The organism is Thermoproteus sp. CP80, assembly GCF_002077075.2.
Lineage (GTDB): Archaea > Thermoproteota > Thermoprotei > Thermoproteales > Thermoproteaceae > Thermoproteus.
The window spans coordinates 26119-42302 of sequence record NZ_LCWM02000004.1; the positions used below are offsets into that span (position 1 = coordinate 26119).

Annotated in this window: 7 protein-coding genes; 5 read left to right on the top strand and 2 right to left on the bottom strand. The window is 67.2% G+C overall.

Translation table 11 applies throughout. The annotated features are described in order from the left end of the window. Positions 1-124 precede the first annotated feature (124 nt). From B7L68_RS01370 to B7L68_RS01390, 5 genes are all read left to right on the top strand, one after another. Positions 125-532: a hypothetical protein gene (locus tag B7L68_RS01370; protein WP_143615277.1), complete on the top strand. Its 408-nt coding sequence runs from the start codon at positions 125-127 to the stop codon at positions 530-532. A gap of 316 nt (positions 533-848) precedes the next feature. After that, positions 849-1379, top strand: a complete 531-nt coding sequence (locus tag B7L68_RS01375) for a hypothetical protein (protein ID WP_081245904.1) — start codon at positions 849-851, stop codon at positions 1377-1379. Positions 1380-1428: 49 nt separating this feature from the next. Beyond that, positions 1429-2214 (top strand): hypothetical protein, encoded by a 786-nt coding sequence (locus B7L68_RS01380; protein ID WP_081245905.1) that lies wholly within the window; start codon positions 1429-1431, stop codon positions 2212-2214. Continuing rightward, positions 2211-14189, top strand: a complete 11979-nt coding sequence (locus tag B7L68_RS01385) for a hypothetical protein (RefSeq protein ID WP_081245906.1) — start codon at positions 2211-2213, stop codon at positions 14187-14189. The genes B7L68_RS01380 and B7L68_RS01385 overlap by 4 nt, the downstream gene beginning before the upstream one ends. A gap of 79 nt (positions 14190-14268) precedes the next feature. Continuing rightward, positions 14269-14676: a vitamin K epoxide reductase family protein gene (locus tag B7L68_RS01390; RefSeq protein WP_369907387.1), complete on the top strand. Its 408-nt coding sequence runs from the start codon at positions 14269-14271 to the stop codon at positions 14674-14676. A gap of 122 nt (positions 14677-14798) precedes the next feature. Here the strand turns inward: B7L68_RS01390 and cc1 are convergent, their stop codons facing one another. Further along, the gene (gene cc1, locus B7L68_RS08825; RefSeq protein WP_013680911.1) at positions 14799-14966 is read right to left on the bottom strand and encodes a DNA-binding protein CC1; all 168 of its coding nucleotides are present in this window, start codon (positions 14964-14966) and stop codon (positions 14799-14801) included. A 399-nt stretch (positions 14967-15365) separates the two neighbouring features. Beyond that, positions 15366-16184: a putative RNA uridine N3 methyltransferase gene (locus B7L68_RS01395; RefSeq protein WP_081245907.1), complete on the bottom strand. Its 819-nt coding sequence runs from the start codon at positions 16182-16184 to the stop codon at positions 15366-15368.

The following is a 16184-nucleotide window of genomic DNA, read 5'->3' on the forward strand; positions in this document are numbered from 1 at the left end:
CGGCCAGATGGTGTGGACGTGGCGGTCTACGGAGTCGGGAGGCGTCCAAGGGCTTCCGCCTCGCCGGAGGCGCGGAGGAGCCGGGCGTGCCCCACCTCTCCAGGGAGGGGCGGGCTCGTTAGGTATGGCCAGATCTGAGCGCTTCGACCTGTTTACGCCGGACGGGTCCCTCTTGGGCGAGCTCCGGCTCTACACAGAGGTTACAGAGCTGGGGAGGCGGCACTGGGCGAAGATCGACATCTACGGCGGGCCCCTCATAGGCATACACGACGCCCTCACCCTATTCCTCGACGTGCTGGCGGGGAGGAGGCCGCTGGAGGAGCTCGACAGCTCCCTCTACTGGTGCGTGCCGCTCTGCCGCGCCGAGTTTGTGGAGGTGGCGAGGGCCCCGTGGGGCGTCGCGATGAAGATAGAGGCGGAGATGGAGGGCGAGGTCGGCGTCGTGCGCAGGCTCTACGAGGCGGTGCTCCCCCGCAGGTCCGTCAGCCGCATGGAGAGGCTCGTCTACGGCCAGGCCGTAGGCCGCGCCTAGCGCTATATATCCTACATAGCGCCGTCCCGGCCGCCGCCTCGATCCCTCAGACTCGAGGCCGAGGAGGCGCCTCGAGGGCTGGAGCACGGGCTTGCCGGGGCCGTTAGGAGGCGATGGGGGCGGTATGGGACGCGGGCGAGGGGGGCTCCACGGGGCTCCAGAGCCGAGGAGACGTCCCCCGAGAGGCGGCATCCCGAGGGCTCCAGAGGGATAGACGGGCTTGGCCCACGTCGGATGCCTCCAGCCGCCGGCGGCTGGGGGCGTCCGCCGGATCGGGGCATTTAGGGTTTTTCCGGCCGGCCGAGTATTCGACGGCATGCCGCCCACGAACAAGCCGATGGCTAAGGGCAAGGGGGGCGGGGAGTCCAAGGCCAAGAAGGCAATCGGGGAGCCTAAGAAGGCCGCCGTCGCGGCGGCCCTCGCGCTGGCCCTGGCCGCGGCGCTCGCGCACGCGCAGACCTCCAACGCCACCGGCAACGCCACCGCGGGCAACGCCGCAGCCGTCGTCGGCCAGGTCGAGAGCTGGACCGTGGGCGGGCTGGGGCTTGTGGTGGACATATTCGGGGCACTGTTCTGGGCCGCCGTGGGGATAGCCATATTCCACATCGCCGTGGCCTACATAGCGCCCACGCGCTTCCAGAGGCTGGGGGCCATGTGGGACGCGGTGGAGAGGACCAAGGACATAGCGATAGGGCTGGCCGTGCTGTTCTTCATCTTCTACGGCATCATGGCGGCCGCGGCATCCATAAGCGGGAGCTTCAACGCGGGGACGGCGTGGACCCTCTTCGCGAAGGTGGTGTCGAAGCCCCTCGTGGACATGTTCAACGCCATAATGAAGTCCATCTAGCCGGATGCCCCAGCCCCCCGTTTTTCTAGATCCCCTAACCCTCTCAGGCGTGGCCGTCCTCTCGGCGCAGGCGCTCTACTACGCTGGGCATTGGCTCCTAGGGGGGCGGGAGGGCAAGGCCAGGGCGGCCGAGGGCTTCGAGAAGGTGGTCATCGCGGGCGTCCTCTTCGGGCTCGCCATGGCGGTCCCCCACCTCCTCCTGCTGGGCGTGGACGCATATCTGAGCCTGACCGGCATCGGCGGGTCGCAGGCGGGGGCCCTCCTCAGCGCCGTGGGCGACGCCCAGCGGTTCGGAGACGCGATGCAGGCGGCCCTCGACAACGCGTCGGCCCTATACGCCAGATATTTCCACGACGCGGAGAGCTCCCTCACGACCTTCTTCTGGGCCGTCTTCGGCACGGGCCTCACGCCGTGGACGCAGAGCTGGAGCATGGCCATAGCCAACGTCATGTCCGTGGCCGCGACGGTGCTGGGCAACGTACTGGTGACGGCGCCCATCTACGCCGCAGCCGCCGCCCTGGCCAAGACGTGGACCGCCTTCCTGCCGGTGGGGGCCGTCCTCGTGACGTACGAGAGGACCAGGAACCTCGGCGCGTGGCTCATGGCCATAGGCGCCGTCGTGCCGGTGGTCCTGGCGCTGGGGGCCGAGGTCGCCTACAGGACGGCGCCGCCCGTCCAGATGACCTGGCAGAACCTGATCGGCGACGTGGGGCCCGTCTGGGACGCCGTCAAGGCCATGGTGGTCCTCGGCCTGATAGGCCTGACGGCGGCGGCGCTCGCGTACGCCTTCTCCCGCATATTCGACGAGGTGGGGGCGCACTTCGCGGTGGAATGATCGAGATAGCGCCGGACCCGGTGGTGCTCGCCTCGGCCGTCCTCGCCGCTGCCCTGATGCTCATCAGGGGGGACCCCAGGTGGACCCACCCCGTGATGGCGGCCGTCGCGGCCATGATCCTGGTGCCCGCGGCGGTCTCGGCCGTGGCCGCGTGGTTCGGCGCCCCGATGCCCGCCGGCGTCTTCGAGCCCAGGCGGGGGGAGTACCTCTGGTACGTCGCCCCCGCCCCCTCCCTTCAGGAGGCCCTCGACAGGAACTACGCGGCGATCCACGCCGCCATGACGGCCGTGGAGGCCTTCCAGCGGGCCATGGCCGCCGCGGTGTACGCCGCGGCGTTCAAGGACGTGATCGTGTCCGTGCTCCTGACGGTCGTCCCCGGCGGCCAGGGGGCGGCGATCGCCGAGTGGGCCGCGGGCCTCTCCAGGTTCGACCCCGTCATGGGCCTCCTCCTCACTATGTACAACGCGGCCACGTCCATGGGCATGGTGTACCACCTCTTCGACGCGATGGCGGATCTCGCGAGGCGCCTCGCCGTCCCCCTCCTCTCGCTGTCCGCGCTGGCCCTGACCACGGGCCGCACCAGGGCGTTGGGAGGCCTCATGGCCGCCTTCGCGCTCCTCGCCGTACTGCTGTCGTATACGGGGTACTACCTGTCGCCCCTAGCCGTGGACGCGGCGCAGTGGGGCAACGCCACCGCGGCCTGGGGCGAGCGGATCGCCCAGAGCGCGGCGGGCTCCTCCCCTCCGCCCCTGCTGGCTGTGGAGGGTGCCCCCGACGTCCTCTACCTGGCCAGGTACAACAACACCTTCGTCCAGCCGAGCCCGGCCTATCTGGCCCAGGGGATGCGGTGGGTGGCGAACGCATCGGCGACGCCGCCGGAGGACGTGGTGGAGGGGATACTGGGTCTGGGCAGGTCGGCGAGGGCCGTCTTCAACGGGTCGGACTGGGTCGCCGCGACGACCGGCTCCGTCGCGCCCGTGGCGTACGGCAACAAGACGTGGAGGGCCTACGCCGTCCTGGACTGGCTCGACTTCCCGGCGCCGACGCCGCAGAGCGGCTCCTGCGTGGAGAGGGAGGGCCTTCCCGACATATACCGGCTGGCGGCTGAGGAGGCCTCCAGAGGCGGCAGCCCGCCTCCGCCCGACGTGGGCGAGTGGCTGAACCAGACCGCGGAGCGCGCGTGCAGATTCGCGGCGTCCCTGGGCTACAGGAGCTACTTCGTCGACGTGAGGCCGCCCCCCTTCTGGCGCCTCCTAAGCGTCGACATCAGGTACACGGCCCTGGGCGAGCACGGCCCCGTGGGCGGAGGCGTCGCCAAGGCCTGGGACGGGGTGTGGGGCTGGCTGTCCGGGCCCGACAACGAGACGTGCATCAACGCCCTGGGGAATAGGTCCGGATGCGCCCTCCTGGACACGACGCTCAAGGCCGGCCTCTACAACTTCTCACTCTGGAACCTCCGCGGCATAGGGGCCAAGGCCGCCGTGGATCCAGTCGTCGGCGGCGTCGCCGACTACTTCAACTTCTCCCTCCCCAAGGCCTCCCTGTATCTAAACAAAACTATATATCTATATACATGGACTGAGGTATGTACATGGACCCAGGGAAACAATACATACACCTCAAGCAGACAGTGGTGGGACGCCTACAGCGTGCAGAGTGTGGACGAGCAGATCCTATACAACATATCGACGACGATATACGGAAGGCCCTGGGTCGTGAGGGAGCCCGAGAACTACACGGCGCAGATACCCGTCGTGGAGAGGAGCTGGGTCATCTCGGTGTGGAGCGAGCACGGGCCTTGGGACGGGCCGACGCCGCCGAACAACGCCACGTGCACGATAGAGGATAGGCACGTCTACAAGACCATCTACGTCTACGACGTAAGGCCGAGGACCCGCATTCTTTATGGGTTCTGGTGGATGCAGGGCGGCGTCGTTGCGGTGAAGCCCAGCGGCGGCGCCCTCCCCGGCGTCCTCTGGGACAACTCGACGTCGGCGGCCTACGTGGATGGGGCCGAGGGCCAGTTCTACTGCTCCGCGCTAACCGCGCCCGCCTCCACGCCGGACTGGCGGGCCGTGCCGGCGGCCGAGGGGAACCTCACGGCGCTCCTTAGGGACGACTACTTCAGCCAGGTGGTCCTCAGGAACTTCACCAGGGCCGTCCTCAGGTGGGCCAACTACAGCGGATTCGCGGCCTTCGCCTCGACGCAGGGGGACCCGGTCCTCAGGGCCGTTGCGGCGAGCGGCCAGGCCCTTCTGGAGTCGCTGGACAGGGCCCCGGCCGTGGTGCCCATGTACTACACGGCGCCGGGCTCCTACCGGGCGGAGAACTTCCTCGTCGCATGCGTCGCGTACGACTGGCGCGGCTCCGCCGCGGTCAACGGCTCCCTTGCCCTCACCCCGGCCGCGGAGTGGTGGGTCGCTAGATACGCCCTGGGGGACTCCAGAGTGGCTGGGCAGTACCGCGGCCTCGCCGAATACTTCAAGGCCATGTTCAACAGCCCGCCTCCGCCCCCTCCGGCCGCCCTGGCGCCTTATGCGGGCGGCTGGGACGTGCCCTGGGACAACCGCGCCCTCCCCTACGCGCCCTACTACGGCCCCGGCATGGCCATGCCGCCCGTGGACAGGGCCGTCGGCGTCGCGCTTTGGGACGTCTCCAGAATGCTGTCCCCCATATCCGCGGCGGCCGGCTTGATAACCCGCGTGTTCCAGACCCTGTTCGTATCGATCTTCGCGGTGGTCGCCGCCTTCGAGCTCCTCGCGTCCCTCTTCGAGTTCCCTTCGCCGAGCTACTTCCTCTGGCGCTTCGCGACCGGCGCGGTGCAGGAGTGGACCTACTGGCTGCCGGTGAGGCTCACGGTGGGCGTCAAGGTGCCCGCGGGGGTCTGGAGGGCCGTGAGGAGGCCCTTCATGAGGGCCTCCGTGAGGATCGCCGCAAGGGCGCACGCCCTCGCCGCCTCGAGAATACCGGCGCTGAGGCGGATCAGAAGCCCGGACCTGAGGGAGTACTACCGCGAGTACGTGAAGCGCAGGAGGGACATAGCCGTGAAGGACCCGGCGGAGCAGATAAGGGAGGAGATCGACGTCAAGTGGAGGAGGGAGGCCCTGGAGCGCATAAGGCGGGCCGTGGAGGAGAGGGCGGACGTGGAGTGGATGAGGAACCTTGAGCGCAGGAGGGAGGAGGAGAGGCGTAGGGCGCTGGAGATGGCTAGACGCGTCAAGGAGGCTCTGAGGGCGGACAACATCGTCCAGGCCGTGAGGGAGCTCTCGCCGAGGATAGACGCCGAGATACAGGAGAAGGTGGAGATGACGCGCCACTCCCTCTCGTACTACCTCTTCTGGTGGAGGCTGGACAGGCTGCCGTTCGCGTGGCGGTCCCTCCTGCGCCTGGACCCGCACGTCGTCGCCAGGCTCGAGGCGGAGGGCAGGATCAAGCCGGAGGAGGCCGAGGCTCTGCTCAACCTGAGGGCGGCGGCGCAGTCCTACGTCCGCGAGTTCAAGAGGCACCTGGCCGAGTACGCTACCTCCCGCTACTACGTAGAGGCCGGAGAGGAGCTCGAAAAGGCGAGGCAGATAATGCTCGAAGCCGCCGAGAAGGGCCACGAAGACTTCCGCCGGTTTATCGACGAGTTCGGGAGGCGTTACGAGGTCCTTAGGAGGTACTTCTCAGGCGACCTCCCCGCGGAGGGAAGGGCTGAAATCGCCGAGGAGGCCAAGAAGGCGGTGGAGCGCCTTGAGGAGGCGCTGAGGCACTTCGCCGTGATCGACAGGTCGCCTAGGGCTAGGCTGGTCGCGGCCCTCAACGAGGCCCTCCGGCACATAGCCGAGGGGAGGGCGCCGCAGATCCCCAGGGACGCCTCCGCCGAGGACATAGTCAAGGGCCTGGCGCTTATGGACCTCGGCCTGGCCGTAAGGGCTTTGAGAAGCGCCGAGAGGTACCTGGAGGCGCACTACGCCGTGGCGCCCACGAGGTACGACACGAGGCAGATAGCGGCGGAGATGGTCAGGTGGCATATCGAGGAGAGGATTCCGACCTTGAGGATAGCCGGCCTCGCCAGAGGCATAGCGCTGGGGGCCAGGGGCGCCGAGGAGGGCGAGGTGGCGCTGAGGGCGTGGGCCGGGAGGACTGCTGTAAGGCGCGTGGAGGAGGCGCCGTGGGAGGCGGTGGCGCATAGGGCGTCGCTCCTCAGGGAGCAGAGGGCCAACGCCGCGGAGGCCGTCAAGATTAAGCCGGACGTTGTCCTTCTGTCGGACTACGCCAGATACCTCGCCGGGTTTAGGGTCGAGGGGGAGGCGCTGGACGCTCTGCGCAAGGCCGTCGAGTACCGCCGCGTCCTGCACGTGCTGGAGAGGGCCGAGGAGCTGAGGCTGGCGCCTCAAGCCGTCGAGAGGCTCGCGGCGGAGGCCGAGAGGCTGAGGCAAGAGGTCCTACGGGAGACCTCGGCCGTATTCAGAAGGTTCGGGGAGGATTTCTTCTTCGTCAGGGACCTCCTGGAGGGCCGCCGCGTCGTCAGGCGGGAGGCGCTTGGGGCGCGCTCGGTTGCTGGGGCCTTCGGGGAGTCTCCTCTATATGATGAAGTAAGGCACCTCATCGACGAGGAGAGGGTCAGGGCCCTCGTCAGGGCGCCTCTGTACTCGTACGTCGTGGACCGCCTCGGCCACGACCTGCTCCGGCCCACGTACGCCAGGTGGTATTCGCTGTTCGTAGAGTACGGCCCGTACATAGCCTCTGCCTTCGAGCACGCCAGGACCAGCCCGGTCAAGGCCGGCGCCCCCGTCGGCATCGCGGGCGGCTTCAGCTACGCCGGCAAGATGATGAGGTGGCTCGGCGACTTCAGCAAGGAGGCGGTGGTGAGGGGCCTGAGGGCTTATTACAGGGGGGAGGGGAGGCCCTTCAGAGAGGTCTCTGAGATGACGATAAGGGGCGCCAAGATCCAGCTCTACGAGGGGGCGGCTTCGGCGATCGGCGCCAAGGCCGCACGCCTGCTCTCAGAGGCCGGGGCGGCCGGGGACGAGAGGGCCGAGAAGCTGAGGGCCGAGGCGGAGGGGCTCAAGCTCCTGGCCTCGGCGCTGCGCGCGAGGGCGGCGTACGAGGAGATCCGCCTTGTCCAGACGTATCTGAGGGGCGCCGAGAGGAGGGCCGAGGCGCTTATGCGGGAGGCGGAGAGGGCCGCGGATCCCGGGACGCGGGAGGAACTGTCTAGAAGGGCCAGGGAGGAGCTCGAGGCGGCTAGGGAGAGGGCCGAGCGGCATCTGGCGGACGCGAGGGCGCGCTATAGGGCGCACGTGGCCGAGATCCGCGACTTCGTTAAGGAGCATGACGTCCGCGAGGTGGCCGCGAGGTACTTCGGCCTGACGGCGAGGGCCTTTACAGGCGATCCCCAGGAGGTGGCGGAGAGGATGGTCAAGGCAGTGAACGTGAGGCGGGTCGCGAGCTGGATCGACGGGCTCGGCCTCCCGAGGGAGCTGGGCGGTATGGCGGTGAGGGTCATAGACGCCGAAAGGGTCTACGCGGAGTTCGAGAGGGTCCTAGCCGACCGGGGAAGGCCCATGGAGCCGGGCTATCGCCTGGAGGGGGCAGGGCAGTTCTTCGAGGGGGCCGTCCCTCAAGCCCCCAAGAGGTCCCGCGTGGAGGAGGCCGTGCCGAGGGCGGTCAGGGACGTCTTCGCGACCTACTATAGTAGGTTGAGGGATGCCGCCGAGAGGGCGGCCGTCTACCTCGCCCTGGTCAAGAACGACGGTAGGTTCGCCAAGAGGGAGGTGGAGAGGGCCAGGCAGGCCCTCCTGAAGGCCCTCAGGGCGGGCAGCAGGGAGGAGGCCCTCGCGGCCCTCGAAGAGCTGAAGAAGGCGCTGAAGGCCCTCGGCATAGACGTCGAGGGCGATGCTCCCCAAGCCATAGTGAAGGCCGTGGAGGAGAGGGCTAGGCCCGCCTACGAGGAGTACCTCAACGCTAGGAGGGAGTACCTGGCGGCGGTGGACGCTATCGCCAAGTTCTCGCCCGAGGCGGCCCTCGCCCTGGGCGATATGGCGAGGGAGGCGGGCTCCGACCCAATATCCAGATGGATGGCCCTTACGGCGTACGAGGCCAGGGAGAGGGCGCTTAGGGAGTACGCCCGGCATTGGGCCAGGCCGCTTGAGGAGCGCTGGAACTCCCTACCCCAGCCAGTCAGGGAGATCATCGCCAGGAGGGAGGACGAGGCGGTGGGGGAGGTCCTGCGCAAGGCCCTGAGGAGCGCAGGCATTATCGTGAAGAGGGACGCCGCCGCCGACCTGGCGGCCCTTGAGGGAGCTTTGTCCAAGGTCTTCACGGCGAATGGGGAGTGGGGCGACCTCGGGGAGTATGTAAAGCAGGCGGTCGAGGTTGCTAGGAGGGTTCAGAGGGGGGAGGCGTCTACGGACGAGCTGGGCAGGGCGGTGGACGGCCTTCTGGCGGCCTACGGCGTTAGGGCGGCGGAGCGCTTCGTGGAGAGCGACAGGCTCGAGGACGCGGTGGGGGAGATGCACGAGGCCATGCGGCGCTACGCCCGCGGCTCCGGCCTTAGGATGGGCAGGGAGGCCGCCGAGAGGGCCCTCCTGCTGGCCCTCTCCGCCGTGCCTAAGGAGCACGTGGAGGCGTATACACGGGGCGGCTGGAGGGGGCGGATAGAGCCCTACGTGGCCTACTGGACCGAGGACGCCGAGCTCGCCAGAAGGGCCGGCGAAGCCGGCTGGGAGGTCCGCCAGATAAAGAGGCCCGCCTCCTTCGAGGAGGGGGTGCCCAAGGAGTGGCGCCCCGCCTACGTCGTCGCCCCCCGCGGCGTAGACCTCTCGGCGGTTGAGAGGGCCGTGACGGAGCTCGTTGACGGCGCGCCCGAGGGCCTCGCCTATATAAGGCCCGCCGAGTGGCCAGCGCCGGAGCCGTTCATCTGGTTCGTCCTCAGGGACAGACAGCCGGCCAGAGACGGCGACCAGATAGTCGCCTACTCCATCGATAGGCTCTCGATCGAGGAGCCCCTGTCTAAATTCGGGGAGGCCCTTAGGGCCAGGGACCGCGACGGCATGAGGAAGATGGTGAGGGAGCTCTACGAGGCGAGGCTCAACAGAACGGCGTGGCAGATAGTGTATGAGTTCGACCGGCCCAGGGCCAGGGACGCCCTTGAGCATCTGCGCAGGAGGTACGGAGAGCCCTACGGGAGGCTCTGGGAGAGGCACGACGAGCTCTACCTCACCTGGCTGGCCTTCAGGCTTGCCGACGAGTTCGAGTCGTATCTTAGGAGCGGGGCGGGCAGGGAGCTCAGGACCAAGGAGGAGGTGGCGGACGTCATCTCTACGCCGTGGCTCCTCCGCGAGCTTACGCCGGCCTTCATGTACCGGCTGGTGGGGGACGAGGAGGGGTGGGGCGAGTTCAGGGCCGCGTGGATAACAGCAGTGAACATGTGGTTCGAGGGGATGGCCGAGCCGTACCAGCCCAAGAAGCCGGCCGCGGCGAGGAGGACGCTGGAGCTCTTCAACGCCTTCATGGGCGCCGGCCTCAAGTACGAGGAGCTGTTCCCGCCTCCCCAGAGGGCCGAGTCGGTCAAGCCCGAGGCGGCTAGGGCCGAGGCGGCGAAGCCGGCTAAACCCGAGCCGGCCGAGGCGGCTGGGCGCGCGGAACCCGAGGCGGTGAGGCAGTCAGTACAAACCGTAGAGGAGCGCGGCTTGGGGCGGGCGGAGCCCGGGAGGCCGAGGGCGCCTATAGCCGACGTGATCCCGGATGGGGCGGCCGACGAGGCGTCCTACCTCGTGGGGAGGTTCGGCGCCGTCCTCGACAGGGAGGCGGCCTTCAGCGCCCACGACTTCGCCGCGGCGAGGGTGAGGGAGAGGCTGGAGAGGGCGGCCGCAAGGGAGCCCGAATTCGCCCACATACTGGCCGAGGTGGCCGGCGACGTACTCAGCCACTTCGGCCTCCTGATGGCGTCCCCCGACGCCGCGAGGCACGCGCAGGACGCCCTTCTCTACCTCTTCGAGGGGTACCGGACCAGGGACGGCGAGAGGCTCTACGCGCGCATAGAGCCCGCTATAAGGGAGGCCGTAAGAAAGGCCGAGGAGGCGGGCATCCCCGACGCCGAGCACCGCGTGAAGCAGTTCGTCCTGGAGATCCTAGACGTCCTTGCGAGGGCCGGCGAGCGCTACAGGAGGGACGCGCTTAAGGGCGTATCGGCCGTCGAGAGGGCGCTTAGGGCCACCGCCTTAGCCGGTCTCTCCGCGGCGGCCGCCTACTCGGCCTACCAAGGCCTCTACTCGGACGCCGTGGTCTCCTCCGTAGCTTCCGCGTTCGCGCTGGCGGACGCGGGCCGGTTCAGGGAGGCCGCCGAGTACGTCCGGAGGGCGGCCAAGGCATTATACGAGTCGGCTAAGGAGCTTTTCGAGAGGGCCAGGGTGGCGGCGGAGAGGCCGGCGGAGCTCTTCGTCGAGGCCGTCGCGAGGGTCCTGGCTTGGGTAGACGAGCACAAGGCCTACCTCTTCCTGGCCGCGGCCGTCGCGGCCGGGCTGGTGGCGGCCTCCGCCGCCATGGGCCTCTGGGGCCTCATCGAGCTGGGCAGGCTCGCCTACGCGGCGGCCGGCCTGCCGCTCTTCGCCGGGCTCGCCGACGCGGGAGAGAGGGCGGCGGAGAGGTTCAGGGCCCTGGCCGAGAGGTACATAAAGTGGAGGATCGACGAGGGGGCCGTCGACGGGGTCCTAAAGGCGCCTCTGAGGGGGGAGGGGCCGTATAGGGCGCTTCTGAGGCCGGCCGAATCCAAAAGCCTGCCCAGGCCCCTCGCGGAGCTGAGGGAGGCGCTGAGATCGGTGGAGGGCGAGGCGGAGAAGGACGCCGCCGTGGTCGCGGCGCTGGCCCTCTACAGGGCGCTTGTGAGGGGCGCGGAGGCCTATGGGGAGTGGGGCGAGCTGTACCGCTGGGCGAGGGGCCTGGTCAAGAAGCAAGAGTTCACGGTGGCGGCCGGCGAGATCGAGAGGCTCCGCGAGGCGCATGGGAGGCTTGAGGAGGCGGCTGAGCTAACGAGGAGGGAGCTGAACGTCGTGCTGGCGCTCTATAAGGAGAAGCCCGACCTCCACGAGAGGCTCAAGCCCCTCCTGGAGGTGGACCTGAAAATGGCGGAGGGGCTGGCCGAGGCGGGGAGCGGCGAGCTCTCCAAGTTCGGAGGCGCCAGCATGGGGACCAAGGCATACGCCGCCCTTCTCTCCATAGCCAGAGGCGGGATATACGGACACGCGGCGATGTTGCTGGCCGGGGAGGGCGCTCTGGCGGATATAGTGTTGTCGACGCCCGCGACCGCCTACAAGAAGGCCAGGGAGATCGCCAAGGGGCGCGGCGAGGCAGTCGACCCCTCCCGCTCGCCTAAGGGGGCCGCGGGCCGCTGGGAGGACAGGGCCACCTCGGCGCTCCTCCGCTACCTCCTAAGCAGAGCCGATGAGGCCGACCTCAAGTTCAGGCGCGTCGGGGAGGGATTCGAGGTGCTCAGGGCCTACGGCGGCGTCGAGGCGCGTGTAGACGCTCTGGTGGTGGAGGGACAGCCGCGCTCCAAGGCTACCGAGGAGGAGTCGAGGCGCTTCGTGGAGGAGGCGAAGAGGAAGGCGCCAGACCTCTCGGGGATGGACAAGGCGCCGCAACTCATGGCGTGGCGTGCCACGGACGTGTCGTCCTCCGGAGGGCGGATAGAGGCCGCCACCGCCCATCCTTGGCAGGCGGCCTGGTACGTCGCCCTCCTCGGCGAGCCGGAGTCGATCAGGGGCGGGGCCAGCATCACGAAGGAGGGCCATAGGCTCAACGTCATTATGTACTGGCCCCGCGGGAGGGAGGACCGGATTCTGAGGGGGAGCAGATGGCTTGAGTCGGTGCTGGGCCGCCCCGTCAAGGGCTGGCGCGACCTGGTGGACGTCATAGACTGGAGCCGGATCCTTGAGAGGGTCGGGGAGCTGGCCGACGCGCTGAAGCCCTGGATGGGCCCCAAGGAGATGGGCGAGGCGGAGAGGGAGGGTCTCGTAGGGAAGATGTTAGGCGAGCTTGCCCTCTTCGCCCACTTCGCCGAGGCGAGGAGGGGGTTAGACGACGGCGAGTGGCGTAAGGAGAGGGCCGTGAGGCTGTCGAGGGCTGTGGAGGCCCTGAGCGGCGGGAGGATAAGGGGCGAGTACGCCGAGAGACTGGCCAAGCTGATTATCCGCTACACTGAGGGGAATAAGAAAGATGCAGAGAAGCGCATCGACAAGCTGGCTGGGGAGCTGGCCGGCGTCCTCAAGGAGGATGTGGAAAGGGTTAGGGGAGAGGTCTGGGGCGTCGTGGACTTCGCCCTAAGCGATATGCGCTGCCTCGCTAGGGACTGCGCGAGGGATGAGGTGGCCAGGAAGTTCGTCGCCCCCGCCCTTGAGCTCATCATGCTGGACAAGGCGCTTAGGGGCGGGTTCGATAGGGAGGAGGCCCTGCTGCGGTTCGGCGAGATGTACGCCACCGCGATTGCGGGGGACGGCTCCGTGGAGCGTGGGCTGGTCGTGCTGGTCGTCGGAGGTGAGCTTGGCGGTGGGGCTACGCTCCTGCGCCTCACCGCGTTGCATCTGCTCAACGAGCTCCTGCCCGAGGATCTGAGATTCGGCGTGCGGACGTACGCGGGCGAGGGCATATACCGCATAGCCGCAATCGGCGGAGATGCGGCGAGGCTTAAGCGCCTCCTCGCCGTCTCCGCGCCCTCCGCCGGCGGAGGGTACTTAAGCGACAAGTTCGAGGGGTTCGTGGGGGAGGCCCGGGTGGAGGTGCGGTTCGGCGGCATGAGGCTGACTCCAAAAGGCCACGTCGCCGCCGATCTGACCATATCGGAGGGCGGCGTCGAGGTGAAGTACAACGTCTATCTGCGCAGAGACGCGATCGTGCTTGAATTCATCTCGACGGATCGCAACCGCGTGGAGCTCGCGGCCCGCCTCCTCAGGCATGCGGGCGTTAACGCCGAGGTGAAGAAGGTGGGCGATAGAGGCGTGTGGCGCGTCGAAGCCACCACCGACATGCTTGCGGCCGGCCGCAAGGAGCTCAGGGACGCCATCGCGGAGGTCGTTAGGAGGGCCGTCGAGAACGGCGGGGTTGACAGGGAGACGGCCGACCGCTGGCTAGAAAAGCTGGAGAGGGGGCTCACGCTGAGGGAGGACTGGCCGAAGTACGAAGTGGGGCTGACCGAGGGCGCGCTGGTTGTCAGATATGCTTCCACAAACCCCGGCAACATAGAGCGGGAGGCACGGCGGCTTGAGGCGATGGGCCTCGTGGAGGGCAGGCACTTCACGGTCAAGATGCCGAAGGGCGGGAAGGCGGGGTATGTAAGGGTCCTCAGGGAGGGCCTTGAGCGCGCCGCGTGGCTTTCAGTCCACGGCGAAGGCGATCGGCAGAGGCTCGCGGCCAAGTTCGTAAGCTACATACTGAAGAGGGCCGAGGAGAAGGGCGGCGCCGTCTACGAGAAGGCCCTGGAGATCGTGGATAGGGGTAGGGAGGTGGGCTCCCTAAAGCTTGCGGACGTTAGGGGGGCTGAGGTCTTCGTCGGGGGCAAGAGGTACGTCGTGGACGTCCTCGGCGGAGGTGCCCAGACCGAGAGGAGCGGGAGCGGCAGGACCCTCCTGAGGATCACGATAGCCGCCGACATAGCTGAAAAAGAAGCGAGAGGCGACGGCGTCAGGGGCGAGTACACGATTACCTTCGGCAGGTATGGGAAAGACAACGCGGCCGTGGGCTACGCTGTGGCTAGGGCCGACGCCCCCGGCGGCAGGGAGGCCGACGCCGAGAGGTTCTCAGCCCTCATAAAGGCCCTGACGGGAAAGGAGCCGAGGGTGCGCCGCATGAAGGACGGCACGATAGTGATAAAGTGCACCAGGGAGCACCTCGACGGCTTCGCCCGCTACGCCGAGCTCGCAGACGCCATAGAGAGGTGGCTGGAGGAGACGAGCCGCCAGCACTGCTGGAAAGGGACCTGTCGAGATTCGGCCTAAGCCAGAAGTCCAGGGATTACCTAGAGGCGTTGGAGGAGCTGGCGGCAAAAACGTAAAAACCACCCTGCGCCCACTCGGCATGGGGCGTACAGGCTGGTTCATCCTCCTGATCGCCTTCTCCGCGGGCGGGCTGGCGGCATCGGCGTTGGTTCTCTACCTATGGTACGTGGTCGGCAGGCTGCCGCCCGGCTGCTACCTCCCCCAGGCAGTGCTCCCCGGCGTCACCGTCGACTGCATGACGGTCCTGTCGAGCCCCTACGCACATATAGGCCCGATCCCTCTGGACGGCTTGGCCGCTGTGTGGTTCATCTTGAACATGGGATTGGCCGCCGTCTACTTCCGCACGTTTAGGGACGGCTTGCTCACGGCGCTTTTCTACTGGAGGCTTGTGGGCATCGCGGTGTTGCCCTATCTCCTCTACGTGGAGCTGGCGGTCCTCAAGGCCTTATGTCTATATTGTACTATAATGCACGCATTTATAATATAGATTTCATTCTAATTTCAGTATTTTTGAGAAGGGTGAATATATTAAGGGGATAGGCCGGCCGCGCTGGGACGCAGGGACGTGTGAGGGAAAAACAGGGTTTGAATTTAGGCGTCCGTTTTTCCTTATTTCTTCTTGCCTATCAGCCTCCAGACCTTGATGCCCGTGTAGGGTGAGGTGGCCACCGCGAATATCATGGGGCCGCGGGCGGTGTTCTTCTCCACGGTCTCGTACTTGTCCGTCTCGAACGCCTGCTTGGCCTTGATGTCGTAGAACTTCAGCTTCTGCGGCATGCCCAACCAAACGGCGTTGCTTATACGTCTATCGGACAAAAACAGCCCCGTAGGCGGGACGTTGACGGCGCGATGCAGGTCGCCGTCGAGGAGGGCCGTCCAGCCTTCTCCCGCGACCCGCGGATTTCGCCGCCGGCTGGAGGCCACGGGGCCGGTCCGACCGCCTCCGTGGATCTGCCGACGGCGGATTACGGCGAACATGGGCGCCCCGGCCCAAGAGGGGGCACGACGCCCAATGGCCAGAAAAGGTTATTAGTGGCGAGTTTACTGCGGAGCATGGGCGGAAGGCAGAGGACTAGCCTGTTCATGACGACTGAGGAGGAGGCCAGGAAGCTGGGAATAGAGGCCTCCTCCGAGGCCGAGGGCAAGAAGGAGAAGAAGTGAGGAGGCGGATCGAACCTATTTTTCGGCCTTTGTTGGCTTCCCTACGCTACATATATTTGCGTAGTTGAGCAGAGCCAACACGGCGAAGATGGCCTCCTCTGTCCTGACGGCCTCGGTGCCTTGCCTCGGTATGAAGTTTAGAAACAGGCCCTTCAGCTCTATCCCCTCGATCCTCGCTATCTCGTCTACGCCGGCCTTAGGGCCGCCGAACACCACCAGGGTGCGGCCTACGGGTCTCGGCAGGCCTTCGCACACGGATCTGCCCTCTCTGCCCGTATAGATGGCGGTATCGTAGCCCTCCGCCAGCTGCTTGAAGGGCTTCACCTCTACCCTGTAGCCCCAGTAGTCCGGCGGCCTCTTGACGACCACGGCTCTATACGTGTCGGGCCGGCTGGTCTCGGCCTCGATCCTCACGATGAGGCGGGAGCCTATTGGATACGGCTTGGGGATCTTGGCGTACTTCCCCCCGCCTATATACACGAGGGAGTAGTATCCGTCCCACCTCTCGACGACGCCGTCCACGACATCTCCCGCGGAGGGCTCTCTAGGAGGCATGTGGCTTGGTATCCTCAGCGGAGGCAGGAGGCCGGCGAGCTTCAGCCTTCTGTCCAGCTTGAAGAGCCGCCTCCTCAGATGGGGGGGCGTGGACGCGTACTCCAGCAGTAGCTTCATCAGCTCCACCTCCTCCCAGTCTACGCCTTCGCCGTAGGTGTAGATGATGATCGTCTCGGCTCTAAACACGGCGGCGCCTCTGGCTATATAGCCCAGCTTCCTGACCTTGCTCTCGTCGTCAGGCGCCTCGGCCAACACGTCGTGAGGTATGGCTATATCCAC